Source organism: Mycobacteriales bacterium, from assembly GCA_036497565.1.
GTDB lineage: Bacteria > Actinomycetota > Actinomycetes > Mycobacteriales > QHCD01 > DASXJE01.
The window spans coordinates 1-10,018 of sequence record DASXJE010000273.1; the positions used below are offsets into that span (position 1 = coordinate 1).

Here is a 10,018-nt window from a genome sequence, read left to right on the forward strand (position 1 = left end):
ACCGTCCTCCGGCCCCACCGAGACCGCCGACGACACGCTGCAGCTCTTCTTCCTCTGCGCCCATCCGTCACTGACCCCGGCGTCCGCGGTGGCCCTCACGCTGCGCGCCGTCGGTGGATTGACCACCCGGCAGATCGCCCAGGCCTATCTCGTGCCGGATGCAACAATGGCGCAGCGGATCAGCCGGGCCAAACGCACGGTCCGTGACGTGCGGTTCGAGGAGCCGGGCGACCTGGCGACGGTGCTACGGGTGCTCTATCTGGTCTTCAACGAGGGCTACACCGGCGACGTCGACCTGGCCGCCGAGGCCATCCGGCTCACCCGGCAGCTGGCGTCCGTGACCGATGACGAGGAGACCGCGGGGCTGCTGGCGTTGATGCTGCTGCACCATGCTCGGCGACCGGCGCGGACCCGGCGCGACGGCAGCCTGGTTCCCCTGGCCGAGCAGGACCGCTCCCGCTGGAACACCTCACTCATCTCCGAGGGCGTCGCAGTCCTGCAGACAGCGCTGGGTCGCGACCGACTCGGCGAGTTCCAAGCACAGGCCGCCATCGCGGCCCTGCACGCCGACGCGCCGCGCGCCGAGGAGACCGACTGGGTACAGATCGTCGGCTGGTACGACGAACTGCTCCGGCTCACCGGCAGCCCGGTCGTGCAGCTCAACCGGGCCGTCGCGATCGGCGAGGCCGATGGCGCCGGCGCGGGCCTCGCGGCCTTGGCCACGGTCGATCCCGGGCTACCGCGCCACACCGCCGCCTCGGCGTACCTCCACGAGAAGGCGGGTGACCTACCGACCGCGGCACGGCTGTATGCCGAGGCCGCCGGGTCCGCCTCCAACCTGGCCGAACGTCACCACCTCACCCGGCAGGCAGCGCGGATCAGTCAGGCGCTGCGTGAGTGAGAGCCGAGCACCCCGGACAGTCCGCAGAGGACACCCCACCCGGCCGCGACGAAGGCCACCTTCGTGCGCGCCTTGTGCGACGGGAGCAGCGTGCCGAACACCACGGCGTCGCTGAGGTCCGCCACGCATCGCGCTCCCAGCGCCGCCCACCGCGCCCTGCCCGGCGGCGCGACGATCATCGACACCCCGCTCACGACGTCGCGGGCGCCGAGCGACGCACACACGATCCGTACCGCCGACGAGGGTTCGCCGGGGCCGTCGTAACCGAGCTGGCGGGCGAAGACGCGCGGGGCCGCGATCACCAAGCCGCCGTACGCGGCCGTCACCGCGCCCATCGCCTGGGTCACCCGCTGCATCCCGGTCTGGTCCCTCAGCGCCGTGATCATGATCGGAAGGTACGCGACCGGGCGGCCAGATCCGGTGTTGATCGCCGAACTGCGGGCGGGAGATCAGCGGACGTGGGCGGGCACGAACGGTGGCTTGACCACCCGCATGCCCGACGGCCGGCCGCGTACGTCGACCGCGACCTCGGCACCCTCGTCGATCCCGGCGTCCGTGGCCAGCAGAGCCAGGCCGATGCCGCGACGCAGCGTCGGCGAGAACGTGCCGCTCGTCACGTCGCCGACCGGGCGGTCGCCGGCCCGCACCGTCATACCCGGCCGCGGAATACCGCGGTCCAGCGACTCCAGGCCCCACATCTGGCGGCGGGGTCCGGCCTCCCGTTCGGCCAGCAACGTCTCCCGGCCCCAGAACTGCGGCTTCTTCCATCCCACCGCCCACCCGCTGCGCGCCTGCACCGGCGTGACGTCCAACGACAACTCGTGGCCGTGCAGCGGGTAGCCCATCTCAGTGCGCAAGGTGTCGCGGGCGCCGAGTCCGCACGGGCGTAGACCGAGGTCGGCACCGGCGTCGAGCAGGACGTCCCACAGCGGGCCGGAGTCGTCCCAGCGCGGAATCAATTCGTAGCCGTGCTCGCCGGTGTAGCCGGTTCGGCAGACGACCAGTTCCCGACCGTCCAATGTGGACACCGTGAAGCTCATGTAGTCGTGGTCGGCCGGGAGACCGAGCCGACCGAGCAGTTCGGGTGAGCGCGGGCCCTGCACGGCGAGTACGCCGTAGCCGGTGTGCTCGTCGGACACCTCGATGCCGGCCGGCGCCGCTGCCTTGAGCCGGCGTACGACCTCGGCGGTGTTGGCGGCGTTGGGCACCAGGAACACGTCGTCGTCGCCGTGCAGATAGGCGATCAGGTCGTCGACGACGCCGCCCGTCGGGTCGTCGCAGCACAGCGTGTACTGCGCCTTGCCCGGCTGGATGCGGCCCAGGTCGTTGGACAGGCACGCGTTGACGAAAGCCGCGGCGCCCGGTCCGCGCACCCCCGCCTTCCCGAGGTGCGACACGTCGAAGAGGCCGACAGCCTCCCGGACAGCGGTGTGTTCCTTGATGACCCCGCCGCCGGACGCGGTGTATTCGATCGGCATCTCCCAGCCGCCGAAGTCGGCGAGCTTTGCGCCGAGGGCGACATGCCGTTCGTACAGCGGCGATCTCGCAAGTGCGCTCATGACCGCGACGCTACCGAGCGTCCGGCCGCCGACGGCGTGCGCATAGCATCGCGACATGGCGACCCTGACTTTGACCGACAAGTCCCCCGAGTCCCTACGCGTCGATGCGATCGTCGTCGGAGTGGCGAAGGGACCCCGCGGGCCGGTACTGACCGCCGGGACCGGCGCGATCGACTCCGCCCTGGACGGCCGGCTCGCCGAGGCTCTTATCGCGCTCGGGGCGACCGGCAAGGAGGGCGAGGTGACCACGCTCGCCACCCTCGGCGCCCTGCCCGCGCCGGTGGTCGCCGCCACCGGGCTCGGCCCGGCGCCCGCCGACGGCGCCGCCTTCTCCCCCGAACTCGTGCGCCGCGCGGCCGGCGCCGCGAGCCGTGCCCTGACCGGCCGCGCCACGATCGCATCCACCCTGCCGCTGATCGAGGGCAACGGCACCGCCGACATCCTGCAGGCCGCGGGCGAGGGCGCTCTGCTCGGCGCCTACGACTTCACCGACTACCGGCGAACGACGGAGGACCATCCGCGACCGCCGTCGGCGATCCAGCTCGTCGTCCGCCATGCGCGGGACAAGGCCGCCAAGGAGGCCGTCGCGCGGGCGGCGGCGATCGCCGAGGCCGTCACCCTGTGCCGCGACCTGGTCAACACCCCGCCCAACGACCTCTACCCCGCCGAGCTCGCCGGCCGCGCCCAGGCGGCCGGCAAGGACGCCGGCCTCGACGTCGAGGTGCTCGACGAGAAGGCCCTCGCGAAGGCCGGCTACGGCGGAGTGCTCGGCGTCGGAAGTGGCTCCGAGCGGCCTCCCCGGGTGGTACGGCTGCACTACAAGGGGCCGCGGGCGAAGAAGCGCGTGGCGCTGGTGGGCAAGGGGATCACCTTCGACTCGGGCGGCATCTCGATCAAGCCCGCCGCCAACATGCACCACATGAAAGGTGACATGGGGGGCGCCGCCGCGGTGATCGCGACGATCACCGCCGCCGCTGCGCTCAAGCTGCCCATCGAGATCACCGCCACGGTGCCGATCGCGGAGAACCTGCCGGGTGGGCACGCTTACCGGCCGGGCGACGTCCTCACGATGTACGGCGGGACGAAGGTCGAGGTGCTCAACACCGACGCGGAGGGCCGGCTGATCCTCGGTGACGCGATCGCGCGGGCCTGCGAGGACGAACCGGCGTACCTCATCGAGACCTCGACCCTCACCGGCGCCCAGACGGTGGCGCTGGGAAACCGGACCGCCGGGGTCATGGGCAGCGACGACTTCCGCGACCAGGTCGCCGCCGCGGCGAACCGCGCCGGCGAGGACGCCTGGCCGATGCCGCTGCCGCCGGAACTGCGCCGAGGCCTGGACTCCCCGGTCGCCGACCTGGCCAACGTGGCCAAGGACCGGGCCGGCGGCATGCTCGTCGCGGGAGCGTTCCTGCGCGAGTTCGTCGCACCCGGGGTGGAGTGGGCGCACATCGACGTGGCCGGCCCGGCGTACAACCCCGGCTCGGCCTGGGGCTACACCCCGGCCGGGGGGACCGGCGTCCCGGTGCGCACGATGATCGCCGCTCTGGAGGACATCGCCGCCGGCTAGACGGACGGCCCTTCGAGGCCCGGTACGCCGGTCTCGCCGCTGGCCTTGCGCTGGGCGGTCCACTGCCGCATCCGCTGCGGGTAACCGGTGGCGGCGACGTCGTAGACCGGGATGGCGAGTCGCCGGCCGAGGCTGCGGGCCGAATCGGCGCTGCCGACCCGGCGCCGGGTCCATTCGCCGCTCTGGGCGACGAGGACGACGGTGGTCTCGGTCACGGTGGTCGGCGGCTCGACAAATGCCTCGACACCCACCCGGGTATGGGCGAACTGCTCCAGGTGGGCGACGTCGGCCGGGTCGGCCTTGCCGCCACGCCCCGGCCGTCGCTTGTGCCGCCGCCGGAACAGACCCACCGTGCCTCCCTTCCTCACCCTCGGAGCCCGCGGGCACCCAGGGTCTGTCCAGACGACGAACCGGCCCCCGGCCGGAGTTCCCGGACCCGATGATCACGCCCGGTTGGCCGGGCCCGCCCTGAATCGCGTCGGCCCGATCCGAGGTGACAGGATGGGGCGTCGGGCACCTGGCACAACCGGGGCCCGACTCGGTATCGGATCAGCGACGAACGAGGAGAACCCCGTGGCGCAGACCGCCGGTGAATCCGCCGGAGCCGGAGGGCACGACATCGTCATCCTCGGTGGCGGCAGCGGCGGTTACGCCTGCGCGCTGCGGGCCGCCGAGCTCGGCATGTCGGTCGTCATGGTCGAGCGGGGCAAGGTGGGCGGCACCTGCCTGCACCGCGGGTGCATCCCGACCAAGGCCCTCCTGCACGCCGCCGAGATCGCCGACGGCTCCCGCGAGAGCGAGCAGTTCGGCGTACGGACGACGTTCGACAGCATCGACATGGCCGGCGTCAACAAGTACAAGGACGGCGTCGTCAACCGGCTCTACAAGGGCCTGCAGGGCCTGGTCGACAACCGCGGCATCACCACGGTGCAGGGCGAGGGTCGACTCGTCTCCGCCAACGCCGTCGAGGTCGACGGCCGGCGTTACGACGCCGACCACGTGGTGCTCGCGTCCGGGTCCGTCTCCAAGACGCTGCCCGGCCTCACGATCGACGGCGACCGGGTGATCTCCTCCGACCACGCGCTGACTCTCGACAAGGTCCCGAATTCCGTCGTCATCCTCGGCGGCGGCGTCATCGGCGTCGAGTTCGCCAGCGTCTGGCGCGCATTCGGCGCCGACGTCACCATCGTGGAGGCCCTGCCGCACCTGGTGCCGCTCGAGGACGAAGCGAGCTCGAAGCTGCTCGAGCGCGCCTTCCGCCGACGCAAGATCGGCTACGAGCTGGGCGCCCGGTTCGGCGGCGTCGAATACACCGACAGCGGCGTCCGGGTGTCGCTCGAGAACGGCAAGCAGATCGAGGCCGACCTGCTCCTCGTCGCGGTCGGCCGTGCGCCGGCCTCGGCGGGTCTGGGCTACGAAGAGGCCGGGGTCGCGATCGACCGCGGCTTCGTGACCGTCGACGAGTACTGCCGCACGTCGGTCCCCTCGATCTCGGCGGTCGGTGACCTCATCCCGACCCCGCAGCTGGCCCACGTGGGCTTCGGCGAGGGGATCCTGGTCGCCGAACGACTGGCCGGGCTGCCCGTCGTACCGATCAACTACCCGGGCGTCCCGCGCATCACCTACTCCGACCCGGAAGTCGCCTCGGTCGGCCTGACCGAGGCACAGGCCAAGGAGCAGTACGGCGGCGAGAAGGTCACCACGCTCACCTACGACCTCGCCGGCAACGGCCGCAGCCAGATCCTCAAGACGCAGGGTGCGGTGAAGCTGGTCGCCGAGAAGGACGGCCCGGTGCTCGGCGTACACATGGTCGGAGCACGGGTCGGCGAACTCGTGGCCGAGGCTCAACTGATCTACAACTGGGAGGCGTTGCCCGCCGAGGTCGCCCAGCTGATCCACCCGCACCCCACTCAGTCCGAGGCGATCGGCGAGGCCCACCTCGCACTCGCCGGCAAGCCGCTGCACACGCACGGCTGACAGCGTTTCCACCCGCCGGGACAGACACAAAGGAGCTGCCAGACCATGCCGACCTCCGTCACCATGCCCGCGCTCGGGGAGAGCGTCACCGAGGGCACCGTCACCCGGTGGCTGAAGAAGGAGGGCGAGCGCGTCGAGACCGACGAGCCGCTGCTCGAGGTGTCGACCGACAAGGTCGACACCGAAATCCCGTCCCCGGCGGCCGGAGTGCTGAGCCACATCAAGGTGGGCGAGGACGAGACCGTCGAGGTCGGCGTCGAACTCGCCCTGATCGACGCGGGCGGAGAAGCGGCGTCGGACAACGGGTCCGCCCCGGCCGAATCCGCGCAGCAGTCGAGCGCACCGGCCGAAGCGCCGCCAGAGACTCCGGCGGAGGCGCCCGCCGCACCCCAGCAGGAGGATGCCGAGCGCGGCCGCCAGGAGCAGCCCGCGGCGGAGGCCCCGGCCGCGGAGCCGGCACCCGAGCGGCCGGCGGCCCGGGAAGAGCAGCCGGCGCCGGAGCGCCCGATCGAGCGGGCTGAGGCACCGGCGCCGCAGCAGTCGCAGCAGTCGTCGCAGTCGCAGCCGCAGCCGTCCCCACCGTCGCAGCCGCGGGGCGAGGGCGAGCAGGGCGGCGCCGACGCCGCCGAGCGCGCCTACGTCACTCCGCTGGTGCGCAAGCTCGCCGCCGAGCAGAACGTGGATCTGTCGACGGTCACCGGAACCGGCGTCGGTGGCCGGATCCGTAAGCAGGACGTCGTCGATGCCGCCGCGAGCAGTCAGGCGAGCCGGCCCGAGCCGGCCGCCGCGGCCGAGCCGGCCGCGGCGAGCGCCGGAGCGACGGCGGGCGCGTCGACCGGCCGCGCGGTGCCCTCGGAGTCCGCACTTGCGCTGCGCGGCACCACTCAGAAGATGTCCCGGCCCCGGTCGGTCATCGCGTCGCGGATGGTCGAGTCGCTGCAGACCAGCGCGCAGTTGACGACGGTGGTCGAGGCCGACGTCACCGCGATCGCCCGGCTGCGGCAGCGGGCCAAGGCCGACTTCGAGGCGCGTCAGGGCGTGCGGCTGTCCTTCCTGCCGTTCTTCGCGCTGGCCGCCGTCGAGGCGCTCAAGGCACACCCCAACCTCAACGCCTCGATCGACACCGACGCCGGCACGATCACCTATCACGACGCGGAGCACCTCGGCATCGCGGTCGACACCGAGCGCGGGCTGATGGTTCCCGTGATCCACAGCGCCGGCGACCTCAACCTCGGTGGTCTGGCCCGCAAGATCGCCGACCTGGCCGCCCGGACCCGGCAGAACAAGGTGAGCCCGGACGAGCTCGGCGGCGGGACGTTCACGCTGACCAACACCGGCAGTCGGGGTGCGCTGTTCGACACCCCGATCATCAACCAGCCGCAGGTCGCGATCCTCGGTACCGGGTCGGTCGTGAAGCGGCCGGTCGTCATCGACGACCCGGACCTCGGTGAGGTCATCACGGTGCGCTCGATGGTCTACCTCGCGCTCACCTACGACCACCGGTTGGTCGACGGCGCGGACGCGGCCCGGTTCCTGGTGGCGGTCAAAGAGCGGCTGGAGGCCGGTTCGTTCGAGGCCGAGGTCGGGCTGGCCTGAGTCTGCCGGCCGCTCAGGCGGCCGTGACACTCTCGATCCGCCATCCGTCGTGGGTCTCGGCGAGCGCCATGCGATAGCGGCGGACCGGCCCGGTGGGACTGTGTGCCACCTGCCGACCTCCGCGGACCACGGTGTGGGGCGACAGCGTCTCGGTGACGGCGAGTACGGCATGATCGCCGTCGTCGTGCAACACGTGCAGCGCAAGGACGTCGTGCCGCACGCCGACCATCGTCAGGCGCGCCGCCGCGGCCCGGCGCACCGTCGTAACGTCGGCCGTGAGTGACGGGCTGTCGGACCCGTAGACGGCGGCCAGTGCAGCGGGGTCGGCTGCCGCGAACGCCTGCGCCCGCCGGGCGTCGAGGCGCCCGAGAACGCCGACCCAGCGCCGCTCGCGATCGGTGAACGCCGGCGGCGCAGTCGTACCGGCCGCGTGGGTGGCGGCGGCCGACCGACCTGCGTGGGTCGGGGCGGCCGACTGCGCCACCTGGGTTGCGCTTGCAAGGTCGGACCCGCCCGGGGGGATGGCGGGCGGGTCCGACCCGGCCCATGCGATGCCCAACCGCACCGCAAGTACGAGACCCCCGACACCCAGGACGACGGCCCGCAGCCCGCGACTGCGGGCCACGGCCGTCGCCGCCACGACCAGCGCATGCACCGGCCGGAACGAACGTCTTTTCGGCCGCCGGTGTTGACCGGTGGCCGTGCTCTGGTCGCCGCGCGGCGCCGGGCGGTGCACGACGTGGGTCAACGCCGCCCGTCGCGCGCCGGAACCGGACGTCGACGCAGCCCCGAGTGCGACCGGCTCCGGCGTACAGGCGTGCCCGAGGTCGAGGGCCAACTCGGCGGCGCCGCCCCGGGCCGACGGCTGCAGGGACAACGCCCGCTCCAGCGTCTCGGCCAGGGCCTCCGGTGTTTCGGGCGCCAGCGCACGCAGGTCGGGCAGCGCGCCGAGCGCCGCGACGGCGAAGGTGTCCTCCGGGGTGGCGGCGTTCCACGGCGGGACGCCGGTGAGGGCATGGAAGGCCACTGCGGCGAGGGCGAAGACGTCGCTCGCCGGGCCGGGAGCGACACCACGGGCGACAGCGGGGTCGGCGTATTCCGGCGTCGCCCGCACGGTCGGCTCGTCGCCGATGACGCGGGCGACACCGAGGTCGGCCAGCAGCGGGCGGCCCTCGTCGGTGAAGAGCACGTTGGCCGGAGTGACGTCGCCGTGCACCACCCCCTCGCCGTGGGCGTAGGCCAGCGCGGCGGCGAGCGGCGACAGCGCGGTGACCACCTCGCCGGGCCGCAGCCGGCCGCGCCGGCGCAGCAGCGCGTCGAGACTTCCCGCCGGCGCGTAGTCGAGCACCAGCGCGCATTCCCGGTCGGCGACCACGAGCTCGCGGACGCGCAGCAGGTGCGGATGGTCGAGCGCGGTGAGCAGCGCGGCCTCGCGACGCAATCTGCTCCGCCCGTCCGGATCGTCGACCCGCAGTCTCTTCAGCGCGACCCGCTCGCCGCTGGCAAGATCGCGTCCCCGCCACACCTCGCCGGTCGCGCCGAAGCCCACCAGCTCGTCTGCGGTGTAGCCGGGGATGCTCCAGGTCATGGACGAGAACGCTAGGTCCTCGCGGCCACCTCCCGCAGGCGTCGTCCACAGGCACCGGCCGCAGTGTTGCGGTCGTCGTACGGCAGGATCCGCGGACATGACCGCGCCTGCACCTGCCCACCCCGCCGACCGCGCCCCCCGGTCCATGATCGTGATCGGATCCGTACGGCGTTTCGCGGCTTTATCCGATCACGATCATGAGATCTGCGGGCAAAGCGGGGGCGGCGCATGAGCGCGGACGCGCCGACGATTCTCGCGACGTCGATCGGCTTCTTCTCCCGCGGCCGCAACCCCACCGACTGGCGCCCGGGCCCGATCTTCGACCTGGCCTTCGAGCTCGCCGGCCGCGCGGACCGACCGCGCCTGTGCTACATCGGCACTGCGACCGGCGACTCGATCACCACCAACGCGGCGGTCTACGGCGCGTTCTCCGGCACCGACGTACGCACCTCCCACCTCGCGCTGTTCGCGATGCCCAACGTCGAGGACGTCCGCGCGCATCTGCTGGCCCAGGACGTGATCTGGGTCGGCGGCGGCAGCGTCGCCAACCTGCTCGCCGTCTGGCGGGTGCACGGGCTCGACGAGACCCTGCGCGAGTGCTGGGAGGCCGGCGTCGTACTCGGCGGGGTATCAGCCGGTTCTTTGTGCTGGCACATGGGCGGCACGACCGACTCGTTCGGCCCGACGCTGCGACCGGTCACCAACGGGCTGGCTTTCCTGCCGCACTCCAACGGCGTGCACTACAACTCCGAGGCGCAGCGCCGCCCGCTCTACCACCAACTGATCGCCGACGGCACGCTGCCCGACGGCTACGCCACCGATGACGG

Annotated in this window: 9 protein-coding genes; 5 read left to right on the forward strand and 4 right to left on the reverse strand. The window is 72.6% G+C overall.

Annotation, left to right across the window (positions count from 1 at the left end; genetic code table 11):
- On the forward strand, nucleotides 1-901 hold a 901-nt coding region (locus tag VGH85_21530; protein HEY2176398.1), incomplete at its 5' end, for a DUF6596 domain-containing protein.
- Here VGH85_21530 and VGH85_21535 read toward each other — a convergent pair.
- Together VGH85_21535 and gcvT are read right to left on the reverse strand one after the other, a co-directional pair.
- Complete coding sequence (locus tag VGH85_21535; GenBank protein ID HEY2176399.1) at nucleotides 883-1,287, reverse strand: hypothetical protein; 405 nt, start codon at nucleotides 1,285-1,287, stop codon at nucleotides 883-885. The genes VGH85_21530 and VGH85_21535 overlap by 19 nt on opposite strands.
- A gap of 63 nt (nucleotides 1,288-1,350) precedes the next feature.
- Complete coding sequence (gcvT, locus tag VGH85_21540) at nucleotides 1,351-2,460, reverse strand: glycine cleavage system aminomethyltransferase GcvT (protein ID HEY2176400.1); 1,110 nt, start codon at nucleotides 2,458-2,460, stop codon at nucleotides 1,351-1,353.
- A 55-nt stretch (nucleotides 2,461-2,515) separates the two neighbouring features.
- On the opposite strand from gcvT, the gene VGH85_21545 reads away from it, so the two are divergent.
- Nucleotides 2,516-4,030, forward strand: coding sequence for a leucyl aminopeptidase (locus VGH85_21545; protein ID HEY2176401.1), 1,515 nt, complete (start codon nucleotides 2,516-2,518; stop codon nucleotides 4,028-4,030).
- Here VGH85_21545 and VGH85_21550 read toward each other — a convergent pair.
- A complete protein-coding gene (locus VGH85_21550) occupies nucleotides 4,027-4,380 on the reverse strand; it encodes an oxidoreductase (protein HEY2176402.1) in 354 nt (117 codons plus the stop codon). The two genes, VGH85_21545 and VGH85_21550, sit on opposite strands and share 4 nt — an antisense overlap.
- Before the next feature lie 223 nt (nucleotides 4,381-4,603).
- On the opposite strand from VGH85_21550, the gene lpdA reads away from it, so the two are divergent.
- Together lpdA and sucB are read left to right on the forward strand one after the other, a co-directional pair.
- Nucleotides 4,604-6,007 carry a dihydrolipoyl dehydrogenase gene (lpdA, locus tag VGH85_21555; protein HEY2176403.1) on the forward strand — a complete coding sequence of 468 codons (1,404 nt, stop codon included), beginning with the start codon at nucleotides 4,604-4,606 and terminating at the stop codon, nucleotides 6,005-6,007.
- A gap of 45 nt (nucleotides 6,008-6,052) precedes the next feature.
- Nucleotides 6,053-7,603 (forward strand): 2-oxoglutarate dehydrogenase, E2 component, dihydrolipoamide succinyltransferase, encoded by a 1,551-nt coding sequence (gene sucB / locus VGH85_21560; protein ID HEY2176404.1) that lies wholly within the window; start codon nucleotides 6,053-6,055, stop codon nucleotides 7,601-7,603.
- A gap of 13 nt (nucleotides 7,604-7,616) precedes the next feature.
- Here the strand turns inward: sucB and VGH85_21565 are convergent, their stop codons facing one another.
- Entirely contained in the window at nucleotides 7,617-9,191 is a 1,575-nt protein-coding gene (locus tag VGH85_21565; GenBank protein ID HEY2176405.1) for a serine/threonine-protein kinase, read from the reverse strand.
- A 228-nt stretch (nucleotides 9,192-9,419) separates the two neighbouring features.
- Here VGH85_21565 and VGH85_21570 point away from each other — a divergent pair.
- A partial coding sequence (locus VGH85_21570; GenBank protein HEY2176406.1) for a peptidase E occupies nucleotides 9,420-10,018 on the forward strand: 599 nt, incomplete at its 3' end.